Source organism: Thermodesulfobacteriota bacterium, assembly GCA_035559815.1.
In the GTDB taxonomy this organism is placed as follows: domain Bacteria; phylum Desulfobacterota_D; class UBA1144; order Nemesobacterales; family CSP1-2; genus DATMAT01.
The window spans coordinates 1-19,825 of record DATMAT010000042.1 but is presented as its reverse complement, the minus strand read 5'-3'; the positions used below and the strand labels follow the sequence as shown (position 1 = coordinate 19,825).

Below are 19,825 nucleotides of genomic sequence, written 5' to 3'. Positions count from 1 at the left end.
TTTTAAAATCGCAAGAGGTCAAGGTTGTCATGCTGAACGCAATGAAGCATCGAAAAATTAGATTCTTCGCTTCGCTCAGAATGACAGCGTCGAAAGTTACTTCCAGATATATAGTAACTTATGCTAACATGCCCGAAATCTCAAATTCTGACTATTACATCTAAACACATATACCTTGAATATTATTATTTCGTTTCGGATACAGGTTTAATCTTATTACTTTTCATAGCCTTCAGATAAGCAATGATATCTTTTATTAATCTGTCCCGATCTTTTGTCTGAGGGTTCAATGCAGGCATCGTAGTGTTGTATCTAATGCTCTGCGGGTTATCTATCCATCGGTAGAGCCATTTCTCCTTCATGTATTCGGTTACGCTGACCGGGTAGTTAAGTTCTACCGACTTAGTTCCCCCCTCTCCGTTGATGCTATGGCAGGTCATACAGTATTGACGGAACGCCCTGAAGCCGTTTTTCACTTCATCCGGGCTATTTTTGGGTGGAGCGGTATTTGGGAAACGGTCCGAGAAATTTATCAAGTCAACCCAAACGACCTGGTAGGGCCAGCCCGAGCCTCCTTCCGCTTTAAGCTCGGGGTTATGGATGTTGTCCCAAACCAGGTAGAATGGGCCGAGCTCGACAAGCTCGTTGTTTTGAAGCCTGTTAATGAGGGTAAACTCCTTCCTGCCCGGAATGGCATAAACCAGGTAGCTAGAATATTTTCGGAATTGCGAGGAAGGGATGGTCGCCTCGTAGCCGTCGGAGCAGGTAAACAATATTTCCTCGGTTTTAATCCAGTCGTCGCCGTACACCGCTGTGAAAAGTTTATCGACCGGAAATCCTCTATATTGTCTATTTTCCGATTCGTGCGGTTCAAAAACGGTTACAGTTTTGGGTGCAATGATCTTTTCTATCTGGTCGAGTGATAGTTTTTTTACCACTTCACCGCGTTTTTTGAAGACTAGCTCCTGGGATGAAATGATGTTCGGAGATAAAAGAAGAAAGGATGTAAAGATGACCAGATTAATCGACGCTCTTATCCATATCATGGCAAATTATATTAAATTAGATCACACCAAGAATCCCTTAAAAGGCTAACCCCGATGATATTACCCCTGGTCAATCATGTACAAAATGGATATTTCCCTTAAACTTTATCACCATGCCCCGCTTAATCAAGGCGATAATTTTCGACTGGGGAGGGGTTTTAGTCGAAGACCCTATTCCTCGGATGATAGAGCATTTCTCTAAAATATTGCAAGTGGAAAAAGAGGAATTGGTAAAAGCTCTGCCGGAATGCAGGCCCGATTTCGAGAGGGGAACGATTTCGGAGGAAGTATTCTGGAAAAGAATGTGCAGGTCTCTCAGCATACCGGACCGGAGCATGAATTCGTTATGGAGTCATTCTTTCAAAAACGCCTACAAAGAAAACCGGGAAATGTTCTCCCTGGCCTCTTCTTTGAGACAAAACGGATATAAAATCGGACTTTTATCCAATACCGAAGTCCCGGCGGTTGAATATTTTCGAGAGAGAGGATATGAGATTTTTGACGCCACTGTTTTTTCCTGCGTAGAGGGAATGAGAAAACCGGAAAAGGGAATTTACCATGTAGCCTTGAATAAATTGGGCGTGCAACCGGAAGAGGCCATTTTCATCGATGATAAGGAGGCCAACGTCAAAGGCGCGGAGAGAGCGGGCATAAACGCAATCCTTTTCCGGGACCCGGGACAGGTAAAAAGAGAACTCAGCGCTTTCATGGTAAAAACGGTCAGCTCATAACCTCTGACTTATCCTGAAGTATCATATCCAGAAGTGCCCGCCCGAAATCCGAGGCAACGGCGATATCCTCGGGGGCAACTTCGACGTTGTTCAAGTATTGTAGCCTGAGTATATCCCCGCCTCTCAATTCCGGGATTATTCCGCCGAAGAAGAAGCCAAGATTCCTAAGATCGTTTGCCAGCGAACCACTCTCCACTTGCCATATGGGAAGGTCTACATAAATGCAATCTATGTGATGAAGGATAAGTTGCTTCAGGTGAAATCGAATCTCACCGAGAGTATTCTCACCTGGTGTTTCTACCACCAGGAGTGCTTGATTATGGTCTGGTCGGAGGGACACGTTCAGGCGGCCTCTCTCCGAAATTACGCTTCCTCCGGCGCTTGATTTCATGCTAATCTCTCTCTTCATTCCACACGCATCGTAAATGCTTTTTACTATAGTATGGTAAACCTCAGGCAGATAGACGGAAGACGGAGCGCTATCGAGAACGGGAGTATACATTAACGCTACCGACTGACGCCTGGGCTTTTCTTGATTAGTTATGCCATGAAATGAAACGCTTCCCGGACTATAGGCCAGGAGGAATCCGACTTCATGCCCGCCTAAGGCTAGGCTCCCTTTTTGGCTATACGGATGGACGGTTACTGCTTCACTATAGAACCCAACAATCCGATTCTGAGCTGCGTGCTCCCGCAAATACTGCTTCATCCGCTCAAAGAGCTTGTGGCCCCGATAGCGTGGGTCTACCACTGCTATTCCCGATTCTGCAATCTTTGCATCGGCCCGGTCAAAGCTTAACGCCAGATGGCCGACTATGTCGTCTCGGCTGTTGTATGCGCCGCAGGATTTCATCAGGCCGGATTTCAGCCGGGCCTCCACCTGCTCCGGGTAGTACATGAATTCGTTGGGGTAGGTATAACCGTAGCAGCGATAAACAAGACGAGCCAGTTCCACCGCCTCGTCCGGCCTGACCATTCGGATAGAAAGGGATTCTTCAGGGTGCGCTTCTTCGGCTTTTATTGCCGCCTGATGCTCCTCCGGGTCTAATTGATCCCGTATGTCCTTAGCAGGGAGGTCCCGGACAAGCTCGACACGGTTTCCGGAAGTCCCGAGATTCACGAAGTGAACCTGGTCTGCATAACCTAACGAAAGAAACGACGAGAACCTCGGGTCTTTTCCTTGTTCCAATTTTTGATAATCGAAAGGAAGCCCTTTGTCCTCGACGGCAACGACGAGCGAATGGGAGCGTCGGGATAGGACAACATCAACAGACTGCTTGGTGTCTCCCTCGTATCCGTATTCCAGAACCTTTCGTAAAACCTCCAGCAAGACCTCATCCAGTTTACGTGCAGCTTCTTCACTTAGCCCCAGGGCCTTAGCAACATCAGCCACCATATCCGCCACTGCGTCAAAATAACGTGTATCTACTAAAACGGTTAGCCGGGCTATTTGAGTTTCGGTAATGTTAGATAATTCGGGCTCCTTATTATCAGACATTTTACCTCTTCATTAGTATTTCGGGTTTCAGAAAAAATATAAACAAACACAGCTTAGGTCAATAGGGAAGAGGAAAAAGGGTCAGATCTTGAAATGACAGGTTTTTTCCTTCTATATGCCTAACATTCGGATGCAGTATTCAGCTAACTCTAATACTTTGACATTCCACCATCCAAGGATGTGAGATAAGTCTCGCAAAAAAGTGAAAACGTAACCAAAACCAGAGGCGACTAAGAATGGCAGGTGTTCATCGGGTTTAGTTTGTTGGATATTGGCAGCTTATTTTACATCAGGACATTCACAAATTAACGGGTGATAAGAGATGCAAGGGGTCAATGATATGACCAGACGATTACCAGGGTTATTTCTCCTAATATCTACTTCTCTGATATTGGTATCCGGTATCTCGTCCGCAAATGAACCGGAAAATCTTCATCTGGCAAAACAGGCGGCTATCTTCTATCACGACTCAGGAGAGTATGACTATGATCTTGGGGTAGTGGCTCAAAAGGCGCAAGACTATTTAGAAAAGAGAATCTCTGAAAATAACAAGCTAAAAAACAAAAAGAGGCTGGCGGTCGTATTGGATATAGATGAAACCTCGCTATCCAATTACAGGCACCTTCTTGCCCTGGACTTTGGGATAATCCCGGAAATCTACAAAGAGACCATCATGGAAGCTGTAGACCCGGTTATTCCGGGGACCTTAGAGCTTTACAAATACGCAAAGCTAAACGGTGTGGCCGTGTTTTTTATCACCGGGAGAACCGAGGACCTCAAAGTGGCCACCATAAAAAACCTGAATAATGCGGGATACAAGGATTGGAATGGCCTATTTTTCAAGCCTAGCAGCTATCAACAGACGTCCATTATTCCATACAAAAGCAGTATCAGAAAACGCATTCAAGAGAGCGGCTATGACATCGTCCTTAACATCGGCGACCAGTACAGCGACCTGGCCGGCGGGTATTCAGAAAGGTCGTTCAAGCTGCCGAATCCTTACTACTATATTCCATAAGGAGAAGGAATCTTTTCTTTGGCACACGCCCACACTCTTTTACGTTTGGCTTCATGCCTTCTTCGGCCTGTAAATATGGGTGCCGGTGCCGAAAAATACTTCGGCGGCCTCCATGATAGTTTCGGAAAGAGTGGGATGAGGATGAATACTCAGGCTTAGGTCCGAGGCTAAGGCCGCCATCTCCACAGCCAGTACTCCCTCTGCAATTAACTCCCCAGCTCCGGTTCCCACTATCCCCATTCCCAGCACCCGCTCGGTCTCCGGGTCGAGTATGAGCTTAGTTACACCGTCATTCCTGTCCAAAGTCGTAGCTCTACCCGAGGCTCCCCAGGGGAAGCGGGCAACCTTAACCGGTCGCTTCTGCCCCTTGGCCTCGGTCTCGGTAAGGCCGCACCAGGCTATCTCCGGGTCGGTAAACACCACGGCGGGTATTGCTTGAGGCTCGAAGGCAACCTTGTGTCCGGCGATAACCTCTGCTGCCACCCGTCCCTCGTGCGTAGCCTTATGCGCCAGCATAGGTTCGCCGGCAACGTCTCCAATTGCGTATATAGTAGGTTCTTCGGTTCGGCGTTGCACATCCACCTTTATAAACCCGGAGGAGTCGATACTCACCTTGGTATTTTTTAGCCCCAGATTCTCTGAGTTTGGTTTTCTGCCCACGGAAACGAGCACCTTTTCAAACACCTGCTCCGGCTCCTTGACCTCGCTTCCTTCAAATTTGACTCTAATTCCCTCCTTCTCCTCCTTCATACCAACCACTTTAGTATTCAGCATGATCGAGTCAAAAATGCCTTCTAGTCTCTTTGCCAGTACGGATACCAGGTCTCGATCCACGCCCGGCATAAGACCGGATGTCATCTCTACGACGGTTACTCTCGTCCCCAAGGCAGCATATACCGTTCCAAGTTCGAGGCCTATGTAGCCTCCGCCAATCACCAGCATGTTTTTGGGAATATCGGGCAAGTCGAGGGCGCTGGTCGAGTCCAGGATTCTGGGGCTCTCGATCGAAAGGCCGGGGATTGCCGCCGGACTGGAACCGGTGGCCAGGATTGCATGGCTAAATTTTAGTAGTTCTACGCCGTTCTTGTTTTGAATCCGGAGGGTTTGAGCATTCTCAAAGCTGGCCCGTCCCTGGATGTAACCTATTTTTCTTTGCTTGGTGAGCTGTCCTAAACCGCCGGTGAGTTTCTTTACTACACCGTCTTTCCATTCACGAAGCCTGTCCAGGTCGATAGTGGGCTTTGAGAATTCCACCCCCCAGTTGGATGCGTGCTGGGATTCCGTGATCACCTTGGCTACGTGAAGAAGAGCCTTCGAAGGAATACAACCACGGTATAGACATACCCCTCCCGGGTTAATTTCCTCGTCTATCAGCGTAACCTCCATCCCTAGGTCGGCTGCCAGAAACGCCGCCGGATATCCGCCCGGTCCTCCACCGATAACCGCAACATGAGTTGATTTAGCTTTTTCGCTCATTGCTGAACCCTCAAATCTTTTTGCCACAAATGAGCACGAATTTTCACGAATCAAAAATTGATTATTAGGTTTTTATATTAAGCTAACAAAACAACCTATGATCTCTTATGCCATCATTAGAAAGCATATTAGGTTGTCTTATGCTTCAATAGAAAACAGTACTGCCACAATTTGGTATGTTGTCATAGTGAACCTTAAACAAGGGATTGCTTCACAGAGCTCACACCGGCCAGAGAAAACATGCTCTTAACGACAACTGCAATAGCTCATTCCAATATTTAATCCCTTTCTTTTTATTCGTGTCCATTTTTGTGTAAATTCGTGGCTAAGTAATTTCTCTCCCATCACCCTTCCAGTATCAGCTTGAACGGCTGTTCCAGCGCCTCCGCCACCCAGCGTAGAAAGCGGGCGGCGTCTGCCCCATCTATGACCCGATGGTCGTAGGATAGGGAAAGGGGCAACATCAGTCGCGGTTCAAATTGTCCATCGATAAAAACCGGCTCGACACTAGAACGGGAGACGCCCAGTATGGCTACCTCGGGGAAATTAATGATAGGGGTAAAATAGGTGCCCCCTATGCCTCCCAGATTACTTATCGTAAAAGTTCCCCCTCTCATTTCCTCTATGGTAAGCTTTTTATTCCTAGCTTTCTCCGAGATCTCATTCAACTCTACGGACAATTCGATGATATTCTTCTTATCTACGTCTCTTATCACCGGAACCAGTAATCCCCTGTCAGTATCCACTGCTATACCTATGTGGTAGTACTTTTTGTAGATAATTTCGCCGCCAGCCATGTCCACGCTGGTATTGAACTCTGGAAAAACCTTGAGCGCCGAAGCCGTCACTTTCAGTATGATTGCAGTGACGGTCAACTTCCCTCCGGCCTCTTCCGCCTTTTTGCCGTATTCTTTACGCAATTCTTCTAGGTTGGTTATGTCCGCCTTGTCATGCTGAGTTACATGCGGAGAAACCCAGCCATAGCTCACATGCTCGGCAGTTTTACGGCGTACGTTGGTCATGGGTTTGCGTTCTATCTCGCCCCATTCGGCAAAATCCGGCAGCCGGGGAATAACAATTGACTCCACCATGCTTATCATGTGGGTCGCCGATGTATCCTCTTTAACCTGTCGGCCAGGAGGCCTCGTGTCAGGAGCGCCTGAGGCGAGCACCTGACGGGCATAGTTTTTTACGTCCTCTTCAGAAATCCGTCCTCCCGGGCCGGAGCCGGGAACCTCGTTTATGTCAACCCCGATCTCCCGGGCCAGCCGGCGAACCGACGGTGAAGCTGGAGCTTGCTGAGAGGAGGGCTTAGCCTTGGCAGCAGTTTTAGTCGGGCGGGTGAACTCAACCACTTCACCCTGCTCTCTTTCTGCCGATACGGTTTTCTCGACAGGCTCTTTCTTTTCTTCTGCCTCCCTCACTTCCTCCGGCTCTTCTTCGGCTTTCTCTTCAGCGCTGACTTTTTCTTTTTCTCTTTCTTCTTTTACCTCAACTTTAGGTTCCTTTTTCTTTTCTTCCTTCTTCTTCTCTTTCTTTTCTTCTTTGACCTCTTCCTTTGGCTTGGTCTCGGCCTTCTCTTCCTTTTCTGCGGCCTCTGCATCTTCGTCAATGGTTATGAGAAGCTGTCCTATCTTTACTTGCTCTCCCTCGCTGACATGGATTCCCTTAACCACCCCACCGACCGGGGCAGGGACCTCTATCAACGCCTTTTCCGTCTCTATTTCCATTATCGGCTGGTCCTGGGTTACCCTGTCTCCCACGGACACCAGGATTTTGAGCAAGTCGCCTGTTTGTATATCTTCACCAAGCTCCGGTAGTTTGAATTCTGTTACCATATCGCCCTCTCAATCTATTTGATTCAACCACGAAGGCACTAAGCCTGCACTGAGCGAAGTCGAAGTGACACAAAGTTAGAATCAAGAATATAAGCGTTATTTTTCATTTCTAGTATAAACCTAATATCTTTTCCTTAGTGTCGTCGTGTCTTTGTGGTTTATATTATTTGTCTTCACGAGATCACCGGATTTGGCTTTGCCGGGTCGATGTGCTTTTCTTTTATTGCATGCTCGACCACTTCTATGCCAATCTTTTTCTGACGGGCCAGCTCTGACAGTACAGCTAACGTGATAAATCTAGCGTCTACTTCGAAGAATTCCCGTAACGCCCGTCGGCTATCACTTCTCCCGAATCCGTCCGTGCCCAGTGTTACAAGCGGCCTCGGAAACCATTTTGAGATTGAGTCGGGCACTGCTTTTATATAATCGGTGGCGGCGACGAAAACGCTGTCGTCGGGAACATCCTCAAGGCACTCTTTGATGTAGGGAACCCTTTGAATCTCAGATGGGTGCAGCATATTCCAGCGGTCGACATCGTGGCCGTCCCGATATAACTCTTTATAACTGGTCACGCTCCACACGTCCGCAGCCACATCATACTTCTCTTCTAGAATCTTCTGGGCTTTTAGAACCTCATTCAATATTGCACCGCTGCCGAAAAGCTGGGCGTGGAGTTTTGTGTTCTTATGTTCAGAGGTTTTAAGCTTGTACATACCCTTTAAAATCCCTTCTTTGACGCCGTCGGGCATCGGGGGTTGCACATAGGGTTCATTCATAACGGTCAGATAATAGAACACATCTTGCTGTTGTTCGAACATACGGCGGATGCCGTCCTGAATAATCACCGCCAGTTCATAAGCAAAGGCCGGGTCGTAAGCTTTAAGGTTGGGGACGGGATAGGCAAGAATGTGGCTGTTTCCGTCCTGATGCTGCAAACCCTCACCGGCGAGTGTAGTACGACCGGAAGTACCACCGACCAGAAAGCCGCGGCAACGCATGTCGCCCGCCGCCCATATCAGGTCGCCTATTCTTTGAAACCCGAACATGGAATAGAAGGTAAAAAATGGAATGGTGCTGATCCCATGGGTGGCATAAGCCGTTCCAGCGGCAATGAACGAGGACATGGAACCTGCTTCCGTGATCCCCTCTTCAAGAATTTGCCCATCCTTGGCCTCTTTGTAAAAGAGCAATGTCTCTTTGTCCACCGGTTCGTAAAGCTGACCGACATGAGAGTATATACCGAATTGACGAAATAGACCCTCCATACCGAATGTCCTAGCCTCGTCGGGGACGATAGGAACGATTAGCTTTCCGATTTCTTTATTTCTAAGGAGCTTCACCAGGAGGCGGACGTAGGCCATTGTCGTGGATACTTCTCGGCCGTCTGAGCCCTTATAAAACTCCTCGAACAACTCGTCCGGGGGTGTTTTAACCGGCTCACACTTAACTACCCTTTGAGGAATATAACCTCCCAATTCCCGTCTTCGGGCATGCAGGTACTGCATTTCCGGGCTGTCATCCGAAGGCTTGTAAAATGGGGCTTTAGCCACGTCATCATCGGATATGGGAATCCCGAAACGGCTTCGAAATTCGCGAAGCTCTTCTTCGTTGAGCTTCTTCTGCTGGTGGGTGATGTTTTTACCCTCCCCGCTTTCACCGAGACCGTAACCTTTTACGGTCTTAGCAAGTATCACGGTGGGAGAGCCTTTGTGTTCCACAGCGGCCTTGTAAGCGGCATATACCTTCTCCGGGTCGTGGCCGCCTCGATTCAGCTTCTGCAGTTGTTCATCCGAGTAGTTTTTCACCATCTCTAATAAACGCGGGTCGACACCGAAAAAGTGTTCACGTATATACTTGCCGGATGACACACTATACTTCTGATATTGTCCATCAACTGTCTCTTCCATTTGTTTAAGCAGGACGCCATCGTGGTCCCTGGCTAAAAGCGGGTCCCAGTCACTGCCCCACACAACTTTAATCACATTCCACCCGGCGCCTCGGAAAATGGCTTCAAGCTCCTGAATGATCTTGCCGTTTCCCCTGACCGGGCCATCGAGCCTTTGTAAATTACAATTGATGACAAAGATCAGGTTGTCCAAGTGTTCTCTGGATGCCAGGGTGATTGCCCCAAGGGATTCCGGTTCGTCTACCTCTCCGTCTCCTACAAAGGCCCATACCTTTGCCTCGGACGGCTTCTTCAGCCCGCGGTCTTCGAGATAACGGTTAAAGCGTGCCTGATAGATGGCCATGATTGGGCTCAGGCCCATCGATACCGTAGGAAACTGCCAGAAGTGCGGCATGAGCCAGGGATGGGGGTATGATGAGAGCCCTCCGCCGGGTCTTAGCTCGTTTCGAAAATTTTTTAATTGTTCCACGCTCAGGCGGCCTTCTAAAAAGGCTCTGGCATATATACCAGGAGAGGCGTGACCCTGGAAATAGATTATATCACCCTCCTGATTCTCCGTCCGGGCACGGAAAAAATAATTGAATCCGATTTCATACAAAGTGGCTGCCGATGCATAAGTGGAAATATGCCCGCCTATCCCCTCCTCCAGACGGTTTGCCCGAACCACCATGGCCATAGCGTTCCAGCGAATGATACTCTTTATTCGCCTTTCGATCTCCCGGCTACCGGGAAAGGGAGGTTGTTCCTCGACCGGTATGGTGTTTATATAAGGGGTATTGGCGGTGAAAGGTAATTTAACCCCGGATTCCTGGGCATGCACTTGTAGTTGTCTGAGAAGGTCTGTAACCCGCCTTGCTCCCCCACGCTGTAATACATGGTCCAAGGAATCAATCCATTCTTTAGTTTCTATCGCTTCTAATTCAGAAATCTTTTCCTTATCCTTAATCCCTTTGTCTGTTACACTCATTTTTCCCCTCTCTCTAAGTCAAAAAGAAAGCGGCCAAAAGGCTCTTATCATCTTCAAGGCAGTCTCATCTTAGTTAAACCAGGAAGCATATATATTCCTTACTGCAAAGTATCTTGAATTAGACTATTCGCTTCGCTCAGAATAACAGCGGAAACCTTCTGGCGAGCCCCGATGAATTCTCGAGTTAAAAGGTTTTTATTTAATTGTACTATATTGAAACAATCGAGGTCAAGAAAATATTTGACCGCATGATGAATGTAGCTATACTAATAGCCCATGGAAAAATTTAACTTAACGGTAATCGGTTCAGGACCCGGCGGTTATATCGGTGCAATTCGCGCGGCGCAGCTCGGAATGAAGGTGGCCATCATAGAGAGGGATAAACCGGGCGGAGTCTGCCTCAACTGGGGCTGTATTCCTTCAAAGGCAATACTTAAATGTGCGGAAATCTACGAGACCTTTAAGCGTTCCGAGGATTACGGAATCAAAACAAAGGGACTCTCTTTCGATTACTCAAAGGTGATAGAGAAAAGCCGAAGGGCCTCGAATACGCTGACGAAAGGGGTAGAGTTCCTGTTCAAAAAAAACAAAATAACCCTTTTTCGTGGAGTAGGTAAATTGATCTCCAATAACAAGGTCGGTGTGATAGGTGAAAATAGTCAGCAAGAGATCGATACCGAGAGGATTTTAATCGCCACCGGCTCGGTACCTAGAACGTTCCCTGGGCTAGAGATCGACGGCAAGATGGTGATGACCAGCGACGAGGCGATCATGTCCACCGAATTCCCCAACTCCATCATCGTAATCGGTGGAGGTTATATCGGGGCCGAATTTGCCTATGTGTATAACTCCTTCGGCAGCAAGGTAACTATAGTGGAGATGGAGAATCATCTCCTACCCGGAGCGGACAGGGAAGTAGCCGAGGAATTGGAGAGGGTTTTTAAAAAGTCGGGCATGAGCGTGCTTACGGGCATGAAGTTCAAAGAACTCAAGAAATCTAAGAAATCAGTCGAGGTGACCTTGGAAGATACCGGGGGAAAAGGGGAAGAGAAGAAAATTTCTGCAGCAAAGGTTTTGGTGGCAGTTGGGAGAAGAGCGGTGGCAAACGTTGCCCCTTCATCCTTGAGCTACTATGGGAATTCAGATGATTTAGGACTCAAAGAGCTAAACATAGAGCTTACCAAGCAGGGCTTCATAAAAACAGACGATTCTTACATGACAAGCGCAAGCGGCGTTTATGCTATAGGCGATGTAATAGGTCCTCCTCTTTTGGCGCACAAGGCCTCGGAAGAGGGCGTTGTCGCCGTGGAGAAAATGTCCGGTTTGAGGAGCAAGGTTCACTATGACAACATACCAAGCTGTGTTTATTGCCAGCCGGAAATAGCATCTGTCGGTTTGACCGAAGAGCAGGTCAAAGAGAGGGGACTAAAGTACGATATCGGCAAATTCCCGTTCAGGGCCAGTGGAAAAGCAGTAGGCGTAGGGGATACCGAGGGATTTGTGAAGATACTCTCCGACTCTAAAACCGGAGAAATCCTGGGCGCACATATCATAGGACACGGGGCGACCGAGCTGATTGCCGAGATTGGAGTGGCAAAAACCCTTGAGTCCACTCCGCTAGAAATCGGTATTACCGTACACGCCCACCCCACCCTATCCGAAGCAGTAATGGAAGCAGCGCTTGCTGCTCTGGGCAGGGCCAGGAATTTTTGAAGCTGGTCTTCGTCAAACAATAGTCAATAAGCCGGCAGAAAATTGAAGTTTAGCCTTATAACGATAACGCTCCTAAAGTCAACATTACTGCTATCTTTGTTACTCGACCCCCTCTAGTTTTGTCATTTCGAAGGGAGAAACCTAAAGAAAGATTCCTCATATTCATTCCGAATGACAGACCGGTGGATTCCCGTCCCCCGATCGAGGTCAAGGACAAGCTCCGCGAGAATGACAGCCCCTAAATTGGTCATCCCCGAATGTATTAATCGGGGATCCATGATTAAAAACTGGATTCCCGCTTGCGCGGGAATGACAGGTCAGTGTAATCTCGCTTTGGCTAAAAATGCAGCCTGCTCCAGACAATGGGTATAATATAAAGACATGGACGGGTTCAATGTTTACAGACTAGGAATAGTCGACTATCAAAAGGCGCTTGAGCTTCAGCTTTGCCTGCTCGAAAAGAGAATGAATCAAGAGATAGAGGATGTGCTCTTGCTTCTCCAGCACCCTCACACTTTTACGGTCGGAAGAAATAGGAAGTCAGAGCATCTTTTAATAACCCAGGAAGAATTGAAGGAAAAGGGCATCCACTTCGAAGTAATAAGCCGGGGCGGCGACATAACCTATCATGGCCCGGGACAATTAGTGGGATACCCAATCTTGGATTTAAATAAACTTAACCGCGACGTTCATAAGTATCTCCGTAATCTCGAAGAGATGATTATCCTCACACTTCAAGATTTTGATATATCTGCGGAAAGGAGGAAGGGCCTCGCTGGAGTTTGGATATCGGAAAAAAAAATCGCCTCGATAGGAGTGGGCATTAAAAGATGGATTACCTATCACGGGTTCGCATTGAACGTGAATACCGATTTATCCTATTTTCAAATGATAGTCCCCTGTGGGATTGAGGGGGTGAGTGTAACCTCTATTAAAGAAATAACCGGAGAAAAAGAAGACTTAGACATTATGAAAGTTGAGACCAGCGTCATAAATGCCTTCAGTAGAGTATTTAATAGAGAGATTCACGGCGTCTTTTCTAATGATGCTAACATGCTAAATGGAGCATTCGATGCCGAGTTCATGATGGGTATAGAAAGAAAGGTCCTTAAACAATCCGATTTGTTCGCTTAAAAAGGATGCAAAAGCCAAAAATTTTAGTTTGTAATTAATCGTCTTAGAATCTTTGTGACTTTATTTGCCCATACATACTAAAAAAATAATATAGGCTTTGGAGGTCAGTTAATTATGCGAGTCTTGATGCTCTTTACACTACAGATTTTCTCTTTTTATTTCTATACCGAAAAAACCTTTTCCTCGGTCGATAATGTTAATCTGCCGGAGGGATTTAAGATAGAGATTTTTGCCTCAGGATTAGAAGCGCCGAGATTCATGGCTCTAAGCCCCGATGGCGTGTTATTCGTGACAACACTAGGTAGTGGAAAGGTGATGGCGCTTCCGGACAGGGATGAGGACGGAAAGGCGGATAAGGTAATAACGTTTGTCAAGGGGCTGAAGAGGCCGCACGGTATAGACTTTCATGAAGGCTATCTCTACGTAGGTGAGACGCACCAAATCGCGCGCTTTAAGTATGATCGATTTAACACCGCACCAGGTGAAAAAGAGATAATCGTCCCTAACCTTCCCACCGGTGGCCATTTTACCAGGACAATGAGGGTTGGCCCCGACGGAAAAATGTACGTTTCCGTCGGCTCGTCCTGTAATGTCTGCCTGGAAAAAGACGAAAGACGGGCGGCTATACTTCAATTTAACCCGGATGGAAGTGACGGGAAAATCTATGCCCGGGGGTTGAGAAACTCGGTGGGTATCACCTGGCATCCGGAGAGCAAAAAGATGTGGGCTACGGACAACGGAAGAGACTGGCTTGGGGATAACCTGCCACCCGAAGAGATAAACATAGTTGAAGAGGGGGGAAACTACGGCTGGCCCCAGTGCTACGGCAACAAAATTCCTGACCCGGAGTACGGAAGTGGGGAATTCTGTAAAAGAACCATACCGCCCGTCTTCGAGATGCAGGCGCATTCAGCGCCGCTCGGTCTGGCATTCTACACCGGTAATATGTTACCCCAAGAATACCGGGGAGATTTGTTCGTGGTATTTCACGGTTCGTGGAACCGTTCTGTACCGACCGGATATAAGGTGGTACGGGTTAAAATAGAAGACGGTAAGCCGGCCGGTATAGAGGATTTTGCCACCGGATGGCTCAGGGGACAAAAGGCAGATGGGCGCCCTGTAGATGTAATAGTCGGCACCGACGGAAGCCTTTACCTATCCGATGATCGGGGTGGAATGATCTATCGGATAACTTATGGAAGTTAATAAAATATATAAGCCTTAAGAGATTATTCAGCAACTTTGAGGCTGGTCTAAACCTTATACGTTATTATCTGTGATAGTCAAAACTGTTATATCGAATAATGTTATCAAGTTACACATTGTTAAGAAACCTCTAGAATTGTCATTCTGAACCGAAGGTGAAGAATCTAAACAAAAGACGAAATCCTTCGCTTGCTCAGGATGACAAGAAGAGGGAAGCGTTCCAGTGTTGATTGCGACTTATCTGAAGAGTCTCTGCCAGACCAAATCTTGGTTCTTACAATTTTTATTTGATTAGCCTATTATTGCGGTTAAACGGCCAAACTCAGATATCGTCTGATATCTTTTCTTGTTTTCACGTTAAGTTTTCGAAAGATTCTGGCTACGTAATGCTTGACCGTTTTCTCACTAATAGATAGCTTCTCCGCTATCTCTTTATTCCGGTAATTCCTCCCGACCATGATAAACACATCCATCTCCCTCCTGCTGAAACTGGGTAGGGATGGTGCATGCGAATAGTCTTTCCTGGACAAGTTCAGCATTATCGACAGATGCTCTATGTACTTCTCCAGTAGTTTTCGCCTGACCCACAACTCACCACGCTTTACAGCTCTGATGCACTTTATAAAATCGGCGTTGCCGGTGTTTGCAGTCAAGAAACCTTTCACCCCGGCCTTGAGCCAGGCCAGTTCCTTGTCCTCATCATAAGCCTTTATTATCAACAAGAACTTGGTTTGGACGGCTTTTTGAAGTACCAGTCGCATAATTTCTGAACCGTGGGAGTCAAGCAAATCGGTCTCGCTCAAGATTACAATATCGGGATTATAAGTGTAAACACACTCGAGTAACTCCAGCCTGTCTTTGGGAACGTCGAAAATTTGCATATCCTCGACGTTGCTCAGTATGCTCTTTATTCCTGCTCTCAACAGGGCGTTATTACTGCTTATTAGCACTGTTGTTTGTCTTTCCATCGAGGTAGACCCTAATATAGTCCTGTAGAAATCTCTCCACGATTTTCGGGAATGTTCCTTCATTTATTATAACAGGTTTTATACTGGGTGTGATTATTAGCTGCCGACTTTTTTCAATAACTGGTCTATCAGCTTTTGCATAACCCTTCTTCTTACCCACATCTCTCCCGTGTTTATAGCCTTTATGCACTTGATTAGGTCGGCTTTAGCTACGCTCTTAGGCAGAAAACCTCTTACCCCCATCTTGAGTGCGGTCAGTTCTAGGTCTTCATCATAATCGTTGATCAGGAATAATATCTTGGTAAGGTCATTAATCTTCTTATTTAGAAGGTTTATGGCTTCGAGCCTGCCGATTCCCTTGCCCTGGTCGTTCACAATCACGATATTCGGGGTTAATTTATCGATATAGTCCTCTAGTTCAGAGAGATTGGAGGCATGGCCTTCGATGTTTATTTCATCCTCCCCGGCTAGGGCATCAATTATACCCTTCCTGGCAAAATCATCGGAGCCAACAATCAACACTCTTATATGGTTGTCTTTTCTGCGCAAGGCCGGTTTCCTATTATTGTTGGATAAGGCCATTATCTCACGGAGGGTTATACGATGTCAATAAAAAAGTTTGTCTTTCCTAACTGTCTGAATCTAGTATAAAATCACTAGGGACGAGGTTGATATGAGCAAATCTATGTTAGAGACATTAAAGGAGTTAACTAGAAAAGACCCTAATAACCCCCTGGGGCGGTACGGACTGGCAAATGAATACCTGAAATTGGGAATGTATGAGCATGCCGTTGCCGAGATCAGCGCATACCTGAAACTCAAGGAAGATGAAGGTGCAGCCTACCGTATACTGGGTGAGTCTCTACTCAAGCTGGGGAGAAAGGACGAAGCTAGAGAGGCTTATCGGAAGGGAATGGAAGTGGCGGAGAGATACGGCCACATGGATATGGTCTTTGAATTCCAGGATGCGCTGGAATCGCTCGACTGAGTGAGGTGGGTTAATTGAATCGCTCTTCTATGACGGAAGTAACAACGGGGCTATTAAAAAGCTTATTTGAGCGAGCCAAGGGTATCCTACTTAACCCAAGGTTTGAATGGGAGCTAATAGACGTAGAGATAATCAGCATAAGGGATTTGTATAAGTACTACATAATGCCCATGGCGGCCATCGAACCGGTAGCATCGATAATAGGGGCATCATTTGTCGGGTTTAATGTACCCTTTTTGGGCCATTACTATATGCCGCTCTCTTACTCGGTGTTACGGGCGATATTGTGTTATGTAGTTTTCCTGGTTGGGATATACCTCGTAGCCCGAATAATAGCATATACCGCCAGGCGTTTTGATGGAGAGGCCGAGCCCGTTCAGGCATTAAAGTTAACGGCGTATTCAAGCACTCCGGTTTGGATACTTGGGGTTTTCAGCCTGGTTCCCGACCTCCGTTATGTAAGTTTCCTAGGCTTTTTTTATACCGTCTATCTCTTGTATCTGGGCTTGCCGGTTTTGATGAGGTCCTCTTTAGAGAAGAGATTTTCGTGTTTGTTTGTAGCAGTGGTATTTTTCTTGTTGCTTTTTCTTGTCGTATCTTTTGTAGGGAATTTCTTTTTTATCCTTTCTAGTCCTTAAGTTATAGGTGGTGTTTAGATTTTTAGTTGCGTGGATATATATAATTTGTTACTCCTATTTGTTCAAATTGTTTTTTCTATTTGTGTATTCGTGTTTTAGGGTTTTTATTCTTGATGGGTGTGAAGGGAGATAAGTTTTTACCTTTATTTACTGGTGGGGTCTGTTGGTTTTTGTTATTTTGGTTTGATAGTGATTTTTACTAGTTGTTTAGGTTAGTAATTGGAGGTGGTTTTGATTAGCAATAGCGGAACTTAAATTAGTTAGTAAAAATGTCACTTACCTGAACCAGGAATAACAAACGACGAGCCCTACAAATTAGGGGATGAAGAGACGAACCACCTAAGTAGGCTTCTTTACCATACGATATATGAGCAATAGCACGATAGAGCCGATAACAGCTATGATCAAGCTTCCTATGTTAAACCCGGTAACGCTTCCCAATCCCAGAAGCGTGGCAATATACCCGCCAATAATAGCCCCCACTATCCCTATCACTATCGTTACGATGATCCCGCCGGGGTCTTTTCCGGGTAATATGAGCTTAGCTATTGCCCCAGCAATTAATCCTAATATAATCCAGGATAATATTCCCATTGGTTCCTCCTCACTCTTCTTTTTGTAACTGACTCAATTTTTGCATGAAGCCTGTGTATTTGTCAATGGGGATGCGATCACACCCTACCCTACCGTGATAATCACCCTAAATATATTTAGGATTAAATTGTTAGGCAATAGCGGTATTAAACCGTTTCAAGGCCATTCATCTCAGCCCCGATTCGTTTATAATATCAGCATGATGAGACCGTCCAGGATTGTATCTCTATGTCCTAGCAACACAGAAATACTCTTTGCCATAGGCGCCGGGGAATACGTCGTAGGTGTGGATAGCTATTCCGATTACCCACCCTCGGTAAGAAACCTTCCCCGGGTCGGCCCCGACCTCCGGGTCAACATCGACAAGGTCAAAGCCCTCGAACCGGACCTGGTGATAGCCTCCCTGACCGTGCCCGGAATGGAGAGAAACATAGAAGGGCTTGAGAAAGAAGGTATTCCCTACATAGTCTTAAACCCTTCGAGCATAGAGGAAACCCTGGAGGATATCGTCACACTGGGAGAGGTCACTGAGCGGCCGGAAGAAGCTCAAGAACTGGTTGATGAGATCAGAGAGACAATTCACCTCATAGAATCGGGGAGAAAAGAATCCCCGCATAGACCCAGGCTATATTGGGAATGGTGGCCCGACCCGACGATTGCCGCATGCCGGCAAAGCTGGGTCAACGATATGAGCGAGGTCGTCGGTGGCGTCAACATTTTTTCGCACATCCAGAAAACAAGCAGCGTGGTGGAGCTTTCCGATATCCTATCCCAAGACCCCGATATCCTCCTAATCTGCTGGTGCGGGACCAAGATGCAGGAGAAGATGAGTGAGAACAAAATACTATCGAGAAGAGGATGGGAAAACATAAAAGGCATAAGAGAAAAAAGGGTTTTTTGCATACCGGAGCCGTTATTCGGCCGCCCCGGCCCGAGAATTGCGGAGGGGCTTAAAATGCTCTCAAAGATCGTTCACCCGGAGATATTCGGCAGATTGTAGCGTCTATGAGGCATTTATACTAACACTTTTATAGCATAACCACCAAGTCACTAAGACACGAAGAAAAAATGTTTTTCTAACTTAGTGACTTAGTGCCTTGGTGACTTAGTGGTAAAAAATGAATCATCCAAAGATCGAGCTCAAAAACATCGGAAAGACCAGGAACGGAACGGTAGTTTTAACAGACATAAACCTCAAGTTTATGCCAGAGGGAAGGCACATCATCGTCGGGCCTTCCGGGGCAGGCAAGACAACGCTCTTGAGGCTACTCAACCGAATGGACGACCCGACCACCGGAGACATAACATTCGATGGAGGTAGATTAAAGGATATTCCAGTCCTCGACCTTAGAAAGAAAGTGGGGATGGTGTTTCAGATACCGGTGATCTTCGAGGGTACGGTCAAAGACAACCTGCTGGTTCCCTACCGTCTTCGAACTGCTACCGGTTCCATTGATGATAATGAACTGATTAAAGTGCTCGAATTAAACGGGCTTCAGGCTGAGTTTCTAGGTCGTAACGCCTCCGAGCTTTCCGTCGGAGAAAAACAGCGTTTGAACGTAGCCCGTGCGTTGATAAATAAACCGGAGGTGCTTCTTCTCGACGAGCCGACTTCCGCCCTCGACTCCGAATCTGCAAATAAACTCCTCCAGTCGGTAAAGGAATTAAACGAGGTTTTGGGACTCACCGTTATAATGGTTACGCACCAGATGGACCAGGCCCGATTCTTTGGAGGCACCGTTATACATCTAGCCAACGGAACTGTGGTAAGAGTAGAAGAATTCTTACAGGATAAGAAAGCCTTTACCGTTAATTGACATGGGTTCGATACAAAAGAATTAATTGTGTTTAGCTTTTCTCCTTCCCCCTTGACGGGAGGTCAGGATGGGAGGTGAAATGCCTCCCACCTTAATCCTCGCTCACTATGGGGATAGGAAAAGGGAGGGTTAGCTTTTCATTTTCGTGAGTCGCAAAAATCATGGAAGGCACAAATTACACCCTTATTGACCTAAGCTATATTGATCTAGCCATAGGATTAGGTCTCATGCTCATAATAGCCGGTCTTTCCCGGTGGGAGCAGCTTAAGTTAGAGGGAGATATAGCC

17 protein-coding genes are annotated in these 19,825 nt (G+C 46.8%); 9 read left to right on the top strand and 8 right to left on the bottom strand.

What is annotated here, in order from left to right:
- Positions 1-185: 185 nt before the first annotated feature.
- A complete protein-coding gene (locus VNN20_11275) occupies positions 186-1,046 on the bottom strand; it encodes a cytochrome c (GenBank protein HWP92761.1) in 861 nt (286 codons plus the stop codon).
- A gap of 113 nt (positions 1,047-1,159) precedes the next feature.
- Between VNN20_11275 and VNN20_11270 the strand changes: the two genes are divergently transcribed.
- Positions 1,160-1,777: an HAD family phosphatase gene (locus VNN20_11270; protein ID HWP92760.1), complete on the top strand. Its 618-nt coding sequence runs from the start codon at positions 1,160-1,162 to the stop codon at positions 1,775-1,777.
- Here the strand turns inward: VNN20_11270 and VNN20_11265 are convergent.
- The gene (locus tag VNN20_11265; GenBank protein ID HWP92759.1) at positions 1,767-3,275 is read right to left on the bottom strand and encodes an ATP-binding protein; all 1,509 of its coding nucleotides are present in this window, start codon (positions 3,273-3,275) and stop codon (positions 1,767-1,769) included. The two genes, VNN20_11270 and VNN20_11265, sit on opposite strands and share 11 nt — an antisense overlap.
- A gap of 340 nt (positions 3,276-3,615) precedes the next feature.
- Here VNN20_11265 and VNN20_11260 point away from each other — a divergent pair, with 340 nt between their 5' ends.
- Positions 3,616-4,293: an HAD family acid phosphatase gene (locus VNN20_11260; GenBank protein ID HWP92758.1), complete on the top strand. Its 678-nt coding sequence runs from the start codon at positions 3,616-3,618 to the stop codon at positions 4,291-4,293.
- 51 nt (positions 4,294-4,344) lie between these two features.
- On the opposite strand, the gene lpdA (VNN20_11255) is transcribed toward VNN20_11260, so the two are convergent.
- From lpdA (VNN20_11255) to aceE, 3 genes are all read right to left on the bottom strand, one after another.
- Complete coding sequence (lpdA, locus tag VNN20_11255; GenBank protein ID HWP92757.1) at positions 4,345-5,769, bottom strand: dihydrolipoyl dehydrogenase; 1,425 nt, start codon at positions 5,767-5,769, stop codon at positions 4,345-4,347.
- Between the two features lie 344 nt (positions 5,770-6,113).
- On the bottom strand, positions 6,114-7,607 hold the full coding sequence (locus tag VNN20_11250; GenBank protein ID HWP92756.1) for a 2-oxo acid dehydrogenase subunit E2: 1,494 nt from the start codon (positions 7,605-7,607) through the stop codon (positions 6,114-6,116).
- A gap of 173 nt (positions 7,608-7,780) precedes the next feature.
- On the bottom strand, positions 7,781-10,480 hold the full coding sequence (gene aceE / locus VNN20_11245; protein HWP92755.1) for a pyruvate dehydrogenase (acetyl-transferring), homodimeric type: 2,700 nt from the start codon (positions 10,478-10,480) through the stop codon (positions 7,781-7,783).
- 276 nt (positions 10,481-10,756) lie between these two features.
- Between aceE and lpdA (VNN20_11240) the strand changes: the two genes are divergently transcribed.
- The 3 genes from lpdA (VNN20_11240) (at position 10,757) to VNN20_11230 (ending at position 14,533) form a co-directional block, all read left to right on the top strand.
- A complete protein-coding gene (gene lpdA / locus VNN20_11240) occupies positions 10,757-12,193 on the top strand; it encodes a dihydrolipoyl dehydrogenase (GenBank protein ID HWP92754.1) in 1,437 nt (478 codons plus the stop codon).
- Between the two features lie 381 nt (positions 12,194-12,574).
- The gene (gene lipB / locus VNN20_11235) at positions 12,575-13,327 is read left to right on the top strand and encodes a lipoyl(octanoyl) transferase LipB (GenBank protein ID HWP92753.1); all 753 of its coding nucleotides are present in this window, start codon (positions 12,575-12,577) and stop codon (positions 13,325-13,327) included.
- 114 nt (positions 13,328-13,441) lie between these two features.
- Positions 13,442-14,533 carry a sorbosone dehydrogenase family protein gene (locus VNN20_11230; protein HWP92752.1) on the top strand — a complete coding sequence of 364 codons (1,092 nt, stop codon included), beginning with the start codon at positions 13,442-13,444 and terminating at the stop codon, positions 14,531-14,533.
- Between the two features lie 308 nt (positions 14,534-14,841).
- Here VNN20_11230 and VNN20_11225 read toward each other — a convergent pair whose 3' ends face one another.
- Both VNN20_11225 and VNN20_11220 read right to left on the bottom strand, forming a co-directional pair.
- A complete protein-coding gene (locus tag VNN20_11225; protein ID HWP92751.1) occupies positions 14,842-15,501 on the bottom strand; it encodes a response regulator transcription factor in 660 nt (219 codons plus the stop codon).
- 96 nt (positions 15,502-15,597) lie between these two features.
- On the bottom strand, positions 15,598-16,050 hold the full coding sequence (locus tag VNN20_11220; protein HWP92750.1) for a response regulator: 453 nt from the start codon (positions 16,048-16,050) through the stop codon (positions 15,598-15,600).
- 124 nt (positions 16,051-16,174) lie between these two features.
- Here VNN20_11220 and VNN20_11215 point away from each other — a divergent pair, with 124 nt between their 5' ends.
- Both VNN20_11215 and VNN20_11210 read left to right on the top strand, forming a co-directional pair.
- Complete coding sequence (locus VNN20_11215) at positions 16,175-16,489, top strand: tetratricopeptide repeat protein (protein ID HWP92749.1); 315 nt, start codon at positions 16,175-16,177, stop codon at positions 16,487-16,489.
- Between the two features lie 29 nt (positions 16,490-16,518).
- Positions 16,519-17,127 (top strand): Yip1 family protein, encoded by a 609-nt coding sequence (locus tag VNN20_11210; GenBank protein HWP92748.1) that lies wholly within the window; start codon positions 16,519-16,521, stop codon positions 17,125-17,127.
- A 339-nt stretch (positions 17,128-17,466) separates the two neighbouring features.
- Here the strand turns inward: VNN20_11210 and VNN20_11205 are convergent, their stop codons facing one another.
- A complete protein-coding gene (locus tag VNN20_11205; GenBank protein HWP92747.1) occupies positions 17,467-17,721 on the bottom strand; it encodes a GlsB/YeaQ/YmgE family stress response membrane protein in 255 nt (84 codons plus the stop codon).
- 199 nt (positions 17,722-17,920) lie between these two features.
- Here VNN20_11205 and VNN20_11200 point away from each other — a divergent pair, with 199 nt between their 5' ends.
- Both VNN20_11200 and VNN20_11195 read left to right on the top strand, forming a co-directional pair.
- The gene (locus tag VNN20_11200) at positions 17,921-18,721 is read left to right on the top strand and encodes a cobalamin-binding protein (protein HWP92746.1); all 801 of its coding nucleotides are present in this window, start codon (positions 17,921-17,923) and stop codon (positions 18,719-18,721) included.
- A 118-nt stretch (positions 18,722-18,839) separates the two neighbouring features.
- Positions 18,840-19,538, top strand: a complete 699-nt coding sequence (locus VNN20_11195) for an ATP-binding cassette domain-containing protein (GenBank protein ID HWP92745.1) — start codon at positions 18,840-18,842, stop codon at positions 19,536-19,538.
- Positions 19,539-19,825 lie beyond the last annotated feature (287 nt).